Origin of the sequence: Streptomyces durocortorensis (assembly GCF_031760065.1) — a bacterium.
Classification (GTDB): Bacteria; Actinomycetota; Actinomycetes; order Streptomycetales; family Streptomycetaceae; genus Streptomyces.
The window spans coordinates 849982-865185 of the sequence record NZ_CP134500.1 but is presented as its reverse complement, the minus strand read 5'-3'; the positions used below and the strand labels follow the sequence as shown (position 1 = coordinate 865185).

Annotated in this window: 14 protein-coding genes and 1 riboswitch; of the genes, 10 read left to right on the top strand and 4 right to left on the bottom strand. The window is 72.1% G+C overall.

Annotation, left to right across the window (positions count from 1 at the left end; translation table 11 throughout):
* Window positions 1-33: 33 nt before the first annotated feature.
* Window positions 34-744, bottom strand: coding sequence for a DUF5995 family protein (locus RI138_RS03650; RefSeq protein WP_096631411.1), 711 nt, complete (start codon window positions 742-744; stop codon window positions 34-36).
* Window positions 745-841: 97 nt separating this feature from the next.
* Here RI138_RS03650 and RI138_RS03645 point away from each other — a divergent pair, with 97 nt between their 5' ends.
* Window positions 842-2053 carry a glycoside hydrolase family 6 protein gene (locus RI138_RS03645; protein WP_311118740.1) on the top strand — a complete coding sequence of 404 codons (1212 nt, stop codon included), beginning with the start codon at window positions 842-844 and terminating at the stop codon, window positions 2051-2053.
* A gap of 12 nt (window positions 2054-2065) precedes the next feature.
* Here RI138_RS03645 and RI138_RS03640 read toward each other — a convergent pair whose 3' ends face one another.
* Window positions 2066-3457 (bottom strand): uracil-xanthine permease family protein, encoded by a 1392-nt coding sequence (locus RI138_RS03640; protein ID WP_096631414.1) that lies wholly within the window; start codon window positions 3455-3457, stop codon window positions 2066-2068.
* Between the two features lie 125 nt (window positions 3458-3582).
* The gene (locus RI138_RS03635; protein WP_096631416.1) at window positions 3583-4815 is read right to left on the bottom strand and encodes an MFS transporter; all 1233 of its coding nucleotides are present in this window, start codon (window positions 4813-4815) and stop codon (window positions 3583-3585) included.
* Between the two features lie 158 nt (window positions 4816-4973).
* On the opposite strand from RI138_RS03635, the gene RI138_RS03630 reads away from it, so the two are divergent.
* Window positions 4974-6167, top strand: coding sequence for an ROK family transcriptional regulator (locus RI138_RS03630; RefSeq protein ID WP_311118739.1), 1194 nt, complete (start codon window positions 4974-4976; stop codon window positions 6165-6167).
* A gap of 180 nt (window positions 6168-6347) precedes the next feature.
* Here RI138_RS03630 and RI138_RS03625 read toward each other — a convergent pair whose 3' ends face one another.
* Window positions 6348-8705 carry a chitinase C-terminal domain-containing protein gene (locus RI138_RS03625; protein WP_311118738.1) on the bottom strand — a complete coding sequence of 786 codons (2358 nt, stop codon included), beginning with the start codon at window positions 8703-8705 and terminating at the stop codon, window positions 6348-6350.
* 289 nt (window positions 8706-8994) lie between these two features.
* Window positions 8995-9125, top strand: a riboswitch (FMN riboswitch).
* Between the two features lie 172 nt (window positions 9126-9297).
* Between RI138_RS03625 and ribD the strand changes: the two genes are divergently transcribed.
* The 8 genes from ribD to RI138_RS03585 all read left to right on the top strand — a co-directional run bounded on the left by ribD (window position 9298) and on the right by RI138_RS03585 (window position 15183).
* Entirely contained in the window at window positions 9298-10398 is a 1101-nt protein-coding gene (gene ribD, locus RI138_RS03620; protein WP_311118737.1) for a bifunctional diaminohydroxyphosphoribosylaminopyrimidine deaminase/5-amino-6-(5-phosphoribosylamino)uracil reductase RibD, read from the top strand.
* A complete protein-coding gene (locus tag RI138_RS03615; RefSeq protein WP_311118736.1) occupies window positions 10399-11007 on the top strand; it encodes a riboflavin synthase in 609 nt (202 codons plus the stop codon).
* Window positions 11004-11648 (top strand): nicotinamide mononucleotide transporter family protein, encoded by a 645-nt coding sequence (locus RI138_RS03610; protein ID WP_096631424.1) that lies wholly within the window; start codon window positions 11004-11006, stop codon window positions 11646-11648. Before RI138_RS03615 ends, RI138_RS03610 begins: the two co-directional genes overlap by 4 nt.
* Window positions 11645-12949, top strand: coding sequence for a bifunctional 3,4-dihydroxy-2-butanone-4-phosphate synthase/GTP cyclohydrolase II (locus tag RI138_RS03605; RefSeq protein ID WP_311118735.1), 1305 nt, complete (start codon window positions 11645-11647; stop codon window positions 12947-12949). The genes RI138_RS03610 and RI138_RS03605 overlap by 4 nt, the downstream gene beginning before the upstream one ends.
* A gap of 34 nt (window positions 12950-12983) precedes the next feature.
* Window positions 12984-13469 carry a 6,7-dimethyl-8-ribityllumazine synthase gene (gene ribH, locus RI138_RS03600; protein WP_096631428.1) on the top strand — a complete coding sequence of 162 codons (486 nt, stop codon included), beginning with the start codon at window positions 12984-12986 and terminating at the stop codon, window positions 13467-13469.
* 34 nt (window positions 13470-13503) lie between these two features.
* Window positions 13504-13776, top strand: a complete 273-nt coding sequence (locus RI138_RS03595) for a phosphoribosyl-ATP diphosphatase (RefSeq protein ID WP_018490177.1) — start codon at window positions 13504-13506, stop codon at window positions 13774-13776.
* 65 nt (window positions 13777-13841) lie between these two features.
* On the top strand, window positions 13842-14690 hold the full coding sequence (gene hisG / locus RI138_RS03590) for an ATP phosphoribosyltransferase (protein ID WP_096631430.1): 849 nt from the start codon (window positions 13842-13844) through the stop codon (window positions 14688-14690).
* A 37-nt stretch (window positions 14691-14727) separates the two neighbouring features.
* Window positions 14728-15183, top strand: coding sequence for a PH domain-containing protein (locus RI138_RS03585; RefSeq protein ID WP_096631432.1), 456 nt, complete (start codon window positions 14728-14730; stop codon window positions 15181-15183).
* The last annotated feature ends 21 nt before the right edge of the window (window positions 15184-15204 follow it).

Sequence of the window (15204 nt, the reverse complement as noted above, 5' to 3'; positions counted from 1 at the left end):
GGGGGCGCGGACGGCAGGACACCGGCGCGGGCGTCAGCGGCACGGGGTGAGCAGCAGGCGGCTCACCAGGCCGGCGCCCGCGTCGGTGCGCTGCCTGAACTCCTCGGCCAGTGACGGGAATCCGCGCAGCCGCCACAGCGTGCGGGCGGCCGTCCAGGCGGCCTCGCGGGCCCGTTCCAGGCTCCAGCAGCTCACCAGGTGCGTCAGCGGGTCCGCGATCCTCAGCAGCTCGGGCCCCGGCATCAGATCGTCGCGGATGCGCTCCTCCAGCAACACGAGGAGATCGCCCACGCGCTCGAACTCCCCCTCCAGGTCCGCCGGAGCGCAGCCGAGCGTACGACAGGTGTCCACCAGCGCCAGGACCAGATCGTGACCCACGTGCGCCTGGAGGCCGCTCAGCGCGAACTGCATCGGCCGTACGCCGGGATGCCGCCGGTACCGGACGAGCGGACGCCAGCACTCCGGCACCCGGCCGCCCGCCGTCGCCGCGTCGAGCGCCGACAGATAGCGCTCGGCGCAGCGCACGCCCAGCGTGGCTGCGGCCTCCCGGTCGTCGAAGCCGCCCCTCCCCAGGTCCGGTTCGACCGTCTCGACGACCCCCAGATACACCCGGTGGAAGACCGCCACGCCGTCCCCCGACGGCCACCGGGAGCGGAATGCCGCCATCCGTTCGATCACCGGAGGATCACCCGCCCTGAGGGTGCCGAGGCCGTCCGGGGCTGCGGACTGTTCGATCTGCGTCATGCGCGGAGCGTCCCAGTCATAGGCTCGCCACGGCGCCGACCGGCCGGAGGTTCATCGGAACGGACGAACAACGGTGCCGGAAAAGGGGGGTCGAGGAGTGCCGGGTTCACGCGCACAGCGCCGTATCGCACACCGGGAACGCCGACGCGCCGCCCGGCGCCAGGCCCTGCTGGCCGTCGCGTCGGCAGTGGTGGCGATCGGCGCCACCGCGGGGCTGGTCGAGGCCGGGCAGGAGGAGCGGCGGACCACGGCCGTCCCGGAGCCGGCGCCCTCGCAACGTCTCCCGCCGCTCCCCGCCGTCCCGGTGCCCACCGCGCTCGGGCCCGGTACGCCGTCGTCCACCACGGCCCTGCCTCCCGCCCCGGAACCGTCGCGCACCGCGCCCGGCGCGAGCGCTCCGCCCACGGCCTCGCCCACCGCCCCGGCCGCCGCTCCCGCCCCGCCGCCCCGCACCCGGCTGTTCCGCCACCCTCGGTCCCAGGTCCTGGACTGGGTCCGGGCGAACCCCGGCGACCCGCGCCGCCCGGCGATCGAGTCCCGGATCGCGACGCGGCCCGCGGCCGTCTGGTTCGCCGCCCACAACCCCGGGGAGATCGCCGGTCAGGTCCGCACGGTCACCCGGGGCGCGGCCGCCGCTGGCCGGACTCCGGTGCTCGTGCCGTACGCGATACCCGACCGGGACTGCGGCGGGGCCTCGCGGGGCGGAGCGCCGGATCTCGCGGCGTACGACGCATGGATGGGGGAGTTCGCCCAGGGGCTCGGCGCGGGTCCGGCGATCGTGATCCTGGAACCGGACGCCATCGCCCTCTCCGACTGCCTCACCGCCCCCGAACGGGCCGCCCGCTTCGCCGCGCTGGCCCGCGCCGGAGACACCCTGCGCGCCGCGAACCCCCGGGCCAGGGTCTACTTCGACGGAGGTCACTCCGGCTGGCACGCCCCCGAGAAACAGGCCGCCGCGCTCCGGGCGGCGGGCGCGGCCACCAGCGGCGACGGCATCTTCACCAATGTGGCCAACTTCCACCGCACCGCCGACGAGACCGCGTACGCCCGCCGGGTCCTGGCGGCCCTCGGCGGTCCGCCCGGACTCGGCGCGGTCATCGACACCAGCCGCAACGGCAACGGGGCGCCCGCCGCCGGTCAGTGGTGCGACCCGGCGGGCCGGGCGCTGGGGCAGAGCCCGACGACCCGGACCGGGGAGAGCGGGATCGACGCGTATCTGTGGGTGAAGCTGCCGGGGGAGTCCGACGGCTGCTCGGGCGCGGCGGGTTCCTTCACCCCGGAGTACGCCTACGCCCTGGCGACCGGCTGACCACCGGCCGGCTCAGGGCTTCCCGGCCCCCGCCTCCTCGTCGTACGCCGACGTGCCGGAGTCCAGCAGCGGTTCCTGGGACTTGAGGTGGGCCGGGGCGAAGGCCCGCAGGACGTGGTAGCCGGTGATCACGACGAGCGTGCCGAGCGCGATACCGCCCAGCTCGAAGTTGTCGGTGATCTTCAGGGTGACCCCGCCGACGCCGATGATGATGCCCGCGGCGGCCGGGACCAGATTGAGCGGATTACGCAGGTCCACCCGGCCGTTGAGCCAGATCTGCGCACCCAGCAGGCCGATCATCCCGTACAGGATCACGGTGATCCCGCCCAGCACCCCGCCCGGGATCGCGGCGACGACCGCGCCGAACTTGGGGCACAGACCGAAGAGGAGGGCGAAGCAGGCCGCCGCCCAGTACGCGGCCGTGGAGTAGACGCGGGTCGCGGCCATCACGCCGATGTTCTCGGAGTACGTGGTGTTGGGCGGGCCGCCCACGGCGGTGGACAGCATGGACGCCGCGCCGTCCGCCGCGATGGCGGTGCCGAGCTTGTCGTCCAGCGGGTCGCCCGTCATCTCGCCCACGGCCTTCACATGGCCCGCGTTCTCCGCGACCAGCGCGATCACCACGGGCAGCGCCACCAGGATCGCCGACCACTCGAAGGCCGGTGCGTGGAAGGACGGCAGCCCGATCCAGTCCGCCGAGCCGACCGCCGAAAGGTCCAGACGCCAGTGGTCGACGGCCTCCGCCCCGCCCGCCGGGGAGTGGATCTTCCCGAACGCCAGGTCCAGCACCCAGGACAGCGCGTACCCGAAGACCAGCCCCAGGAAGATCGCGATCCGGGAGAGGAAACCGCGCAGGCACACCACGGCGAGCCCGGTGAACAGCATCACCGCCAGCGCCGTCCACTGGTCCTGCGGCCAGTACGTCGACGCGGTCACCGGCGCCAGGTTGAAGCCGATGAGCATCACCACCGCGCCGGTCACCACCGGCGGCATCGCCGCGTGAATGATCCGCGCGCCGAATCGCTGCACCGCGAGGCCCACCAGGAACAGCGCCGCGCCGACCACCAGCACCGCGCCCGTGACGGTCGCGCTGTCACCGCCACCCGCCCGGATCGTGGCCGCGACGCCGACGAAGGAGAGCGAGCAGCCCAGATAGCTGGGCACCCGGCCCTTGGTCGCCAGCAGGAAGATCGCGGTCGCGACACCGGACATCATGATCGCGAGGTTCGGGTCGAGCCCCATCAGCACCGGAGCGACGAACGACGCCCCGAACATCGCCACCACGTGCTGCGCGCCCAGTCCGAACGTACGGGGCCAGGAGAGCCGCTCGTCGGGGCGCACCACCGCCCCGGGCGCGGGGGTCTTCCCGTCGCCGTGCAAGGTCCAGCGCACGCCGAGGCTCATGGTTGCTCCCTGAAGGTCTGCTCGGTGTGCCGGCCGGTCTGCGATCCGGTGTTCGGTGTTCACCTGCGGAAAAGATCAGCGCCATGGTAGTGGGGCGGTAGGCGGTGACCGCGCGGAGGTCCGGGTCAGCCCCCGGCCGCGGGGCTCTTCGCCGTCGCCCTGCCGTCCACCGCCGAGCCCGTGACCCTGCGGTCGCCCGCCCGGAGCACCCCGGCGCCCAGCACCAGGCCGAAGGCCAGCACCGTCACCACGCCGAACGACACCACCAGCGAGGTCGCCTCGGCCAGCGACCCGATCGCGGAGGGGGCGATCAGCCCCGAGGTGTACGTGATGGTCGCGACCCCCGCGATCGCCTGGCTCGGGTTCGGTCCGCTGCGACCGGCCGCCGCGAAGGCGAGCGGTACCACGACCGCCACGCCGAGGCCCAGCAGCCCGAAGCCGCCCATCGCCGCCGCGGGAGCGGGCGAGAACACGACGAGCAGCCCGCCCGCGGTGGCCAGCGCCCCTCCCACCCGTACGGTCCGCACCGCGCCGAACCGGTCCACGATCCGGTCCCCGGCGAGCCGCGCCACGGCCATCGTCAGGGCGAACGCCGTGGTGGAGGCGGCCGCGATCCCGTCCGAGCTGCCCAGGACGTCCCGCAGATAGACCGCCGACCAGTCCAGGCTCGCCCCCTCGGCGAACACCGCGCAGAACCCGACGGCCCCGATGATCAGCGCCGACCTCGGCGGCAGTGTGAAACGCGGCGGCGGCTCCTCGTCCGGCGCGCCGCGCAGATCCAGGACGCCCTGGCAGGCGATCAGCCCCAGTGCCGTGAGGACCAGCGCGGCGAGCGTGTGGTGCAGGCGTGCGTCGGCCCCGATGTGGGCGGCGACCGTGCCCGCCGCCGAACCGATCAGCGCGCCCACGCTCCACATCCCGTGCAGCCCCGACATGATCGACTTGTCGAGGCGGTTCTCCACCTCGACGCCCAGGGCGTTCATCGCCACATCGGACATCCCGGCCGTCGCCCCGTAGACGAACAGCGCCGCGCACAGCGTGAGCAGGTTCGGGGCGAGGGCGGGCAGGACCAGCGCCAGCGTCCAGAGCGCCAGCAGCCCCCGCAGCGCGGCCCGCGCCCCGAACCGGTGGCTGATCCGGCCCGCCAGCGGCATCGTGATGGACGCGCCGATCGCCGGGAAGGCCAGCGCCAGGCCGAGCTGGCCCGCGCTCACCCCGGCGTGGTCCTGGATCCAGGGCACCCGGGTCGCGAAGCTGCCGGTCACCGCTCCGTGCACGGCGAAGACAGCGGCGACGGCGATCCGCGCCCGTCCCACCTGTTCCTTGCCGTGGACCGTGACGGTCGGATCGTTCGTCATGCCGTCCTGCCTCCCCTGGGAATTCTGGGGTGCCGGCTGTCCCGACGCTCCCGCGCGACGATGCGTGGCGTAAACTATCAGGAACCCTGCCTGATAAATAGTCACTGTGCGACAGCCCGGGGAAGAGGGGCGCAAGGGCGATCTGGAAGGATCTCGGTATGCCCGCATCACCGAGCACGGCTCGGGCCATCAACGACCGCCTGGCCCTGCAACTGCTCCAGCGGGACGGCCCGTTGACGGCCACGCAGCTCAAGGCGCTGACCGGACTCTCCCGGCCCACCGTCGCCGACCTCGTCGAGCGGCTCCAGGGCGCCGGGCTGATCCAGGTCGTCGGCGAGTCGGGGGCCGTCCGCCGGGGCCCCAACGCCCGGCTGTACGGGATCGTCGCCGACCGGGCCCACCTCGCGGCGCTCGACGTACGCACCGGCAGCGTCAGCGTGGTCGTCGCCGACCTGCTGGGCGCCACCCTCGCCGAGGGGTCCCTGCCCATCGGCAGCGGCACCCGCACCGGACCCGCCGTCGAGCAGGCCGCCGCCCTCCTGGAGCGCACCGCCCGCGCGGCCGGGTCCGTACCGCTGCACAGCGTCGGCGTCGGCGCGCCCGGGCTGATCGACCCCGCCACCGGCGAACTGCGCGACACCTCCGGACTGCCCTCCTGGCACCGGGCCCTGGTCCGCGAACTCCAGCAGCGGCTGCCCGCCACCGTCCTGGTGGAGAACGAGACCAATCTGGCCGCCATGGCGGAGCACCGGGCGGGCGCCGCCCGCGACCGGGAAACCTTCGTCCTGCTCTGGCTGGGTCACGGCGTCGGGGCCGCGGTGATGCTGGACGGCAAGCTGCGCCAGGGGGCGTCCGGCGGAGCGGGGGAGATCGGGTTCCTGCCGGTCCCGGGAGCGGGCGGACTGCCCTCGGCGGCCCATTGCGACGGAGGCTTCCACTCGCTGGCCGGCTCCGCCGCCGTGGCCGGACTCGCCGCCCGGCACGGTCTCGCGGCCGCCGGGGCGGTCCCGGAGGGCTACGCGGACGAGGCGGCCGCCGTCGACGCGGTGCGGCGCGCGCTGGAGCCGGGGCAGCGCGGCGGGCCGTTCCTCGACGAGCTGGCCGACCGCCTCGCGCTCGGAGCCGCCGCCGTCGTCTCGGTCCTCGACCCCGGGTGCCTGCTCCTGGCGGGGGCCGTCGGCCATGCGGGCGGGGCCGCGCTGGCCTCCCGTGTCGAGGAGCGGCTGACCGCGATGTCCCCCCTGCGCACCGAGGTCCGCGCCGGTTCACTGGGTGACGGGGCGGTCCTGCGCGGGGCCCTGATCGCCGCCCGGGACGCGGCGCAGGACGCGCTGTTCGCCCCGGAGCGCTGACAGGGCCGGAGAGCTGACCGGCGGTCCCGGGGTTCCGCGAGCGGTCGGCGGATCAGCTGACCGGTGGTCCGGGGTTCCGGTGGCGCCGGTCACCAGGACCGTCGTCCTGGGGTCAGCCGCCGGAACGGGCGGCAGCCCCGGCTGTGGAGGCCGGGGCTGTCGCCGTGCGTGCGTGCGGACTCAGCAGGCGCCGAGGTCCTTCCAGACGCCCCACTCGCCGGTGGAGCCGGGCGTCTCGCCCTTCGTCCACCACGAGGCCTTCCACTCGTGGCCGTCGTGGCTGACGGTGGAGCCGCCGCCGTACTCGGTGGTCGCGTTCCACGCCGGGGCCGAGCACTCGCCGCCCGGCTCCGTCGGGGTCGGGGTCGGCGTGGGACCGGTCGGGTCCGGGGTCGGCGTCGGGTCGGGTCCCGGGCCGGGCTCGACCAGCGTGGTGCCGCGGGCCAGGTCACCGGCGAGGGAGTAGGACTTCCCGTCGAAGGTCACGGTCCAGTTGGACGGGGTGGAGGTCGGCAGGTAGTAGACGAAGTCCAGCTCCACCGAATCGCCGGGGGCCAGCGTCTGCCAGGCCGGGAGCTTCAGCGACACGCGGTTGTAGTCGCCCCCCAGGCCGCCGATGTTGTCGGTCGCCGTGTGGTCGCTGCGGATGATCGTCGTACCGAAGCCGGACTGGTCCTTGGCGTTGGCCGGGGCGGAGGTGGAGTAGTCGAACTGGAACTCCGTGCCGCCGGGCAGCGTGGCCCCGGTGCGGTTGGTGATCTTCAGCTTGGGGCTGATCGGGTAGTTGGAGTCGCCCAGCGGGAACTGCCCGAAGGAGACGTCGATGTCCAGCGCCTCGGTGGGCAGGTCGATCGTGGAGCGCTTCGCGCCGTACGGGGTGGCCGACTTGAACGCGTCGTACATCGCGGTCGTCAGCGTGGAGCCGGTCTCGTACTGGCCCTTGGCCGCGTTCCACCGGTAGTCGCCCGCCAGCTCCCAGATCATCGTGCCGCCGATGCCCTTGTCGACGACGTAGTCGGCCTTGGCCTGCACCGACTGCTCGTCCTCGGTGGACAGGAAGACCTTCTTCTGCGCGTTCCACAGCCACGGGGCGACCAGCGTGGAGTCGTACTTACGGGCGTACGTGCCGGTCAGCTGGGTGTCCGCGGGGAAGCCGTAGTCGGTGACGTAATCGCCGACGATGCCCTTCTCCAGGTTCTTCGCGTGCCACATCGGGTTGGAACCGGCGGGCGATTCCTTGCCGTTGGTGTCCTTGTCGTGCCACAGGTTGTCGATGCCGACCGCGCCGTCACCGCACTTGGTCAGGCCCGCGCCCGCCGGGCAGTCGGTCGTGGGCGCCTTGCCCCACAGGCCGTCGGTGCCGCCCTCGACGTTCTTGAAGCCGCGGGTGTAGTACGGCAGACCGATGTTGATCCGGCCGGCCGGCATCGAGCCGCGGAAGTAGTGGTAGGCCCAGTCGGTGTTGAGGTAGCCGAGGCCGCCGTACTGCGAGGTGGTGTACACACCCGCCTGCGCCAGCTCGTTGTCCTTGCCGTCGTCGAACAGCGAGGCGTTCGGGCCGACGTACTCGTTCCAGGCGCCGTGCAGGTCGTAGGACATGATGTTGACGTAGTCCAGGTACTTCTGCATCTGGTACGTCTCCATGCCCCGCAGCAGATAGCCGGAGGAGGGGGCGGCGACGGTCAGCAGGTAGTGCTTGCCGTCGGCGGCGCCCGCGTGGTCCAGCTTCTCGCGCAGGGTCTTCATCAGGGCGTCGTAGCCCTTGACCAGGCCCGCGCGGCGGCCGTTGGCCAGCGCGTGGTCCATCGGGTTGCCCGCGTCCTTCATCGAGGTCGCGTACTCGTAGTCGATGTCGACGCCGTTGAAGCCGTACTTCCGGACGAAGTCGACCGCCGAGTCGGAGAAGGTGTCGATGCCCGCCTGGTTGACCGAGCCGTCGGCGTTGGTCGCCATCGAGTAGAAGCCGCCGGAGTCGACGCGCTCGCCGTCCGGGCCGAAGTAGCCGCCGGTCTCGGCCCAGCCGCCCACGGAGACCAGGGTCTTCACGTCCGGGTACTGCTTCTTGTACTTGGTCAGCAGGTTGAAGTGGCCCTTGTAGGGGAGCGCCGGGTCCATCTCGGCGCCTGCGACGCCGGGCCAGGTCATGCCGGTGGAGGCGTTGTCCGCGCTGTCGGGGCCGACCGAGAGCTTGTTGGCGCTGTCGACGTGTGCGAAGGCGTAGTTGAGGTGCGTGACCTTGTCCCAGGGGATGTCCGGGACCAGATAGGCGTCCTTGCCGTCCTTGCCGGTACGCCAGTTGGTGAAGTATCCGATGACGCGGCGCTGGTGGTCGTCGCCCATCTTCTCGCGTCCGTCGGAGTCGTAGACGGTGCAGTAGGGGGTGTTGACACCGGGGGTCTGGTAGAGGCCGTCGGGGCGACAGGACTCGTGGTCGGTGGCGGCCGCCGACGGGGTGGCGGCAAGGGAGGTCATCAGCAGTCCGGCGACGGCGGCGCCGGCGGCGAGCAGGGTGGCTCTCGCTCGGGTGGGGGACAGCATGTGGTCGTTCCTCCTGGGGAGGTCGGCAGAACACAACTGGCAAAGGGGGTGGGTCGTGTCGGGGTCCTTGGTGTGCGCACACCGTCGAACCGAACCTCGGAGGTGACGCAGAGATTAAGAGGACTAGACCAGTGCGTCAATAGGTCCGGACCTTTAAACGTCAACTTCGCTGTCGGCCGCCTCCTCGACGGGTGTGCGGCAGCCGCCCCCGAGCCCTTTGTGACCCAGCCCACAGCGCTCACCCGCATGGCCGAGAGACGTCCGTGGCAGACTGGTTCCGTACCAGTAGCAGCGCACTCCGGGGTCGGTGCAATTCCGAACCGGCGGTTACAGTCCGCGACCCGTCCGCAGCCAGCGGCCGGTTGACCAGGTGAAATTCCTGGACCGACGGTTAAAGTCCGGATGGGAGGCAGTGCGCGGCGGTTTGTCATCGGTACGCCGCCGTCGGCGGACGCGTGGCCGGGAAGCTCCCGGCAATCCGTGCGTTCCTGGCGTTTCCCGTCCTCGGGTATCGGCGTTCCCCTGACGATCCGCTCTATCTGTCGTCATCGACAGGCCCCGGAGTCCGTGCCCGAAGAGGCAGGAGGACCCGGTGGCCACCGCAGCCGACATCACCGCCATGCGCCGAGCGATCACGCTCGCAGCGCGCGGTCTCGGCTCCACCAGCCCCAATCCGGTCGTCGGATGCGTGATCACCGACGCCACCGGAGCCGTGGCCGGCGAAGGCTTCCACCAGCGCGCCGGAGGACCGCACGCCGAGGTCCACGCCCTGCGCGCGGCGGGCGAGCGGGCCCGTGGCGGCACCGCCTACGTCACCCTCGAACCGTGTAACCACACCGGCCGCACCGGCCCCTGCGCCGAGGCTCTACCGGCCGCCGGGATCAGCCGGGTCGTGTACGCGGTCGGCGACCCGGACCCGCAGGCCACCGGCGGTGCCGACACCCTGCGCGCGGCCGGGATCCAGGTCGAGCAGGGCCTCCTCGCGGAGGAGGCCGAGGCGGGTAACGCGTCCTGGCTGACCTCGGTGCGCCTGGGGCGTCCGTACGTCCTGTGGAAGTACGCCGCCACCCTCGACGGCCGGATCGCCGCCGCCGACGCCACCAGCCGCTGGATCACCTCGCCCGAGGCCCGCACCGACGTCCACCGGCTGCGCGCCGAGGCCGACGCCGTGATCGTCGGCTCCGGCACCGCCCGCACCGACGACCCCCAGCTGGGCGTACGCGGCATCGACGGCGCCACCCAGCCGCTGCGGGTCGTCGTCGACACGAACGCCACCGCCGTGAAGCCCGGCGCCCGGGTCCTGGACGGCACCGCGCCGACCCTCGTCGCCGTGGCCGAGGACGCCCCGGCCGGCCACCTCCCCGAGGGCGTCGTCCTGCGGCTGCCCCGCGCCGCCACCGGACCCGGCCTGGACATCGAGGCCCTCCTCGCCGCCCTGCACACCCGCGGCGTCCGCTCCGTACTCCTCGAAGGCGGGCCCACCCTGGCCGGTGCCTTCGTCGCCTCGGGAACGGTCGACAAGGTCGTCGGTTATCTCGCCCCGGTCCTGCTCGGCGCGGGCCCCGCCGCCCTCGCCGACGCCGGAATCTCCACCATCTCCCAGGCGCTGCGCCTCGAAGTGACCGAGACCGTCCGCATCGGCCCCGATCTGCGCATCACCGCCGTCCCCACGCCTGCCCGGAAGGGAATCTGAGTGTTCACCGGAATTGTCGAAGAACTGGGTGAGGTCACCGCCGTCGAGCAGCTGGAGGACGCCTCCCGCTTCCGGCTGCGCGGCCCCCTCGTCACCGAGGGCGCCAGGCACGGCGACTCCATCGCGGTGAACGGCGTCTGCCTCACCGTCGTGGACACCGCCGACGGCGAGTTCACCGCCGACGTGATGGCCGAGACCCTCAAGCGCTCCAGCCTCGGCGCGCTGACCCCGGGTTCCCGGGTCAACCTGGAGCGCCCGATGGCGCTCGGCGGGCGGCTCGGCGGACACCTTGTCCAGGGGCACGTGGACGGCACCGGAACCATCCTGGAGCGCACCCCCTCGGAGCACTGGGAGATCGTCAAGGTCTCCCTGCCGCCCGAGCTCACCCGGTACGTCGTCGAGAAGGGCTCCATCACCGTCGACGGCGTCAGCCTCACCGTCGTCGAGGCCGCCGCGGACTACTTCACCCTCAGCCTCATCCCCACCACCCTCGACCTGACCACGCTCGGCCACAAGCAGCCCGGCGACCCGGTCAACCTGGAGGTGGACGTCATCGCCAAGTACGTCGAGCGGATGCTCGGCGACCGGTCCGGGCAGGACCCGCGATGAACGCCGCCTCCTGGCTCAACTCCGAGGCCTTCACCGTGTTCGGCCAGCACATCAAGTGGTCGGACATGATCGGCAACATCATCGGCCTGATCGCCCTCGCCCTCGGCTGGCGGCGCTCCATCTGGACCTGGCCCGCCCAGCTGCTCTCCGGCGCCATCCTCCTGGTCGCCTTCGCCTCCGCGCACCTCTCCGGCAGCGCGGGCAAGCAACTGGTCGTCATCGTCGTGGCGTTGTGGGGCTGGTGGTCCTGGAACCGGGGCAGGCAGCAGGCCCAGGACGGCTCCATCGCCGTCCGCTTCGCCACCTGGCGCGAGCGCGCCGTGCTGATCGGCGCGGCAGCGCTCGGCACCCTGGCCGTCGGCGGCCTGTTCACCGCCTACCCGTCGCTGTCCTGGGACCCGTGGCCGGACGCGTACATCTTCGTCGGGACCGTCGTCGCGATGTACGCCCAGGCGCGCGGCATGGTCGAGTTCTGGTTCGCCTGGCTGCTGGTCGACCTGGTCGGCGTCCCGCTGAACTTCGCCAACGGCTTCGCCTTCTCGGGCTTCGTCTACATCATCTACGGCGCCCTCGTCCTGTGGGGGATGCGTGACTGGTGGCTGCGTACGCGGACACCCGCTCTGGAAGGAGCCACGGCATGACAGCCCAGCCCACCTGGCTGCACCCCGGCCACGACCCGCTCGCCGAGGACCTCTCCCTGGACCCGGTCGAGCAGGCCATCCGCGACATCGCCGCCGGCCGGCCCGTCGTCGTCGTGGACGACGAGGACCGCGAGAACGAGGGCGACCTCGTCATCGCGGCCGAGAAGGCCACCCCGGAGATCGTCGCCTTCATGATGAGCGAGTGCCGCGGCCTGATCTGCGCACCCATGGAGAGCGACGAGCTGGAGCGGCTCGACCTCCCGCAGATGGTCGAGGTCAACACCGAGTCGATGCAGACCGCCTTCACGGTCTCTGTCGACGCCTCCGCCGCCCACGGCGTCACCACGGGCATCTCCGCCGCCGACCGCGCCACCACCCTCAGGATGCTCGCGGGCGGCGTCGCGGGCCCCGGCGACTTCGTCCGCCCCGGCCACGTCTTCCCGCTGCGCGCCCGCTCCGGGGGTGTCCTCGTCCGCAACGGCCACACCGAGGCCGCCGTCGACCTCGCCCGGCTCGCCGGACTGCGCCCCGCCGGGGCCATCGTGGAGATCGCGGGGGAGGACGGCGTCATGCTCCGGCTGCCCGAGCTGGTCCCCTTCGCCCGCAAGCACGGACTGACGATCATCTCCATCGAGGACCTGATCGCCTACCGCCGCGGCTCCGAGCCGACCGTCCGCCGGGAGGCCGAGACCCGGCTGCCCACCGCGTTCGGCGACTTCACCGCGTACGGCTACCGCTCCACCGTCGACGGCGTCGAGCACGTCGCCCTGGTCCACGGCGACCTCGCGGAAGGCGACGGCGAGGACGTCCTCGTCCGCATTCACTCCGAGTGCCTGACCGGCGACATCTTCCAGTCCCAGCGCTGCGACTGCGGCCCCCAGCTGCACGCCTCCATGCAGCGCATCACCGAAGCGGGCCGGGGCGTCGTCGTCTACCTCCGGGGCCACGAGGGGCGCGGCATCGGTCTGCTCTCCAAGCTGCGCGCGTACGAACTCCAGGAGCGCGGCGTCGACACCCTCGACGCCAACCTGGAGCTCGGTCTGCCCGCCGACGCCCGGGACTACGCGGCGGGCGCCCAGATCCTCAAGGACCTCGGCGTACGCAGCCTGCGGCTGATGACCAACAACCCCGACAAGACGGCGGCCGTCCTGCGCCACGGCCTCACCGTCACCGGCCGGGAACCGATGCCCGTCCAGGCCGGCGAGCACAATCTGCGCTACCTGCGCACCAAGCGCGACCGCATGGGCCACGACCTGCCCTGGCTCGACGGCGCCCCCGCGTCGACCTGCGCCAACCAGTAACGACCATCCCCACATCACCAGCTTCAGGAGAAACATGAGCGGCAAGGGTGCACCCGAACTGTCCGTACGCAACTGCGCCGACCTGCGGGTGGCCGTCATCGCGGCCCAGTGGCACGAGAAGGTCATGGACGGGCTCGTCGACGGCGCCCTGCGCGCCCTGCACGAGCTGGGCATCGACGAGCCGACCCTGCTCCGGGTCCCCGGCAGCTTCGAGCTGCCCGTCGTCGCCAAGGTGCTCGCCGGACGCGGCTACGACGCGATCGTCGCCCTCGGCGTGGTCATCCGGGGCGGCACCCCCCACTTCGAGTACGTGTCCCAGGGCGTCACCCTCGGCCTCACCCAGGTCACCGTCGACACCGGAGTTCCCGTCGGCTTCGGCGTACTGACCTGCGACACCGAGGAGCAGGCGCTCGACCGGGCCGGACTCGAAGGGTCAGCGGAGGACAAGGGGCACGAAGCGGTCACCGCCGCCGTCGCCACGGCCGCCACGCTGCGGACCGTCAGCGAACCCTGGCGCTGAGGGCCCTCCGGCGACCCCGTATTCTGAGGACATCATGGCGAACAAAACCTTCGAAGAGCTCTTCGCCGAGCTCCAGCTCAAGGCCGCCGAAGGCGACCCCTCCACCTCGCGTACCGCCGAACTGGTGGACAAGGGCGTGCATGCCATCGGCAAGAAGGTCGTCGAGGAGGCCGCCGAGGTCTGGATGGCCGCCGAGTACGAGGGCAAGGAAGCCGCCGCCGAGGAGATCTCCCAGCTGCTGTACCACGTCCAGGTGATGATGGTCGCCCGCGGGATCTCCCTCGACGACGTCTACGCCCATCTCTGAGCCCGCCCCGAGCACCGCACGTCACAGCCCCTTCTTTCCCCCTCCGCACAAAGGAACCTGACCTCATGCTGCGCATCGCCGTCCCCAACAAGGGTGCACTCTCCGGCTCTGCGATGGCCATGCTCCATGAGGCCGGCTACCAGCAGCGCAAGGAGTCCAAGGAGCTGGTCCTGGTCGACCCCTCGAACGAGGTCGAGTTCTTCTACCTCCGCCCCCGGGACATCGCCATCTACGTCAGCTCCGGCAAGCTCGACATCGGCATCACCGGCCGCGACCTGCTCCTGGACTCCGGCGCCGACGCCGAGGAGATCCTCCAGCTCGGCTTCGCCCGCTCCACCTTCCGCTACGCCACCAAGCCCGGCACCGCCGCGGGCCCGCAGGACTTCGACGGAATGACGATCGCCACCTCCTACGAGGGCATCGTCGCCGCCCACCTCAAGGAGTCCGGCGTCAAGGCGTCCATCGTCCACCTCGACGGCGCGGTCGAGACCGCCATCGAGCTGGGCGTCGCCCAGATCATCGCGGATGTCGTCGAGACCGGCACCAGCATGCGCAACGCCGGACTCGAAGTGATCGGCGACCCGATCATGACCTCCGAGGCCGTCGTCATCCGCCGCAACGGCGCCCCCGCCGACGACCCCAAGGTCCAGCAGTTCCTCCGCCGCCTCCAGGGCGTCCTGGTCGCCCGGTCCTACGTGATGATGGACTACGACTGCCGCGTCGAGCACCTGGAGCGCGCCGTAGCCCTCACCCCCGGCCTGGAGTCCCCGACGATCTCGCCGCTGCACCACGAGGGCTGGGTCGCCGTCCGCTCCATGGTCGCCGCCAAGGAGGCCCAGCGGATCATGGACGACCTGTACGAGCTCGGCGCCCGCGCCATCCTCACCACGGCCATCCACGCCTGCCGCCTCTGACGGCCCCGGCCACCGCACTCCCCGAGAGAAGACCCCGATGTCCGCGCCCAGGCCCGAACTCCCCACCCTGCCGGTCACCTTCCGGCCCACCCTCACCCGGGTGGTCCTGCTGAGCGTGGGCCTGGCGATGTTCCTCGTCATCACGGTCATCGCGCTCATGCTGGAGCGGCTCAACCCGGCGGAGCGGGTCAGCTTCATCTTCGTCGCCGCGCTCTTCTTCGGTGTCCTCGCCCTGCTCAGCAGGCCCAGGGTCACTGCCGACGACACCGGGGTCACCGTCGTCAACCTCACCCGGACCCGCAGGCTGGCGTGGGAGGAGATCCTCCGCGTCAACCTGCGTTCCGGCGACCCGTGGGTCTTCCTCGACCTCAGCGACGGCACCAGCATGCCCGCCCTCGGCATCCAGCCCGGCATGGCCAAGGAGCAGGCCATCCGCGACGCCCGCGCCCTGCGCGCCCTGGTCGAGTCGCGGGGCACGGGAAGCGACGGCTGAGCAGTCCGTACGCCGTCGGGG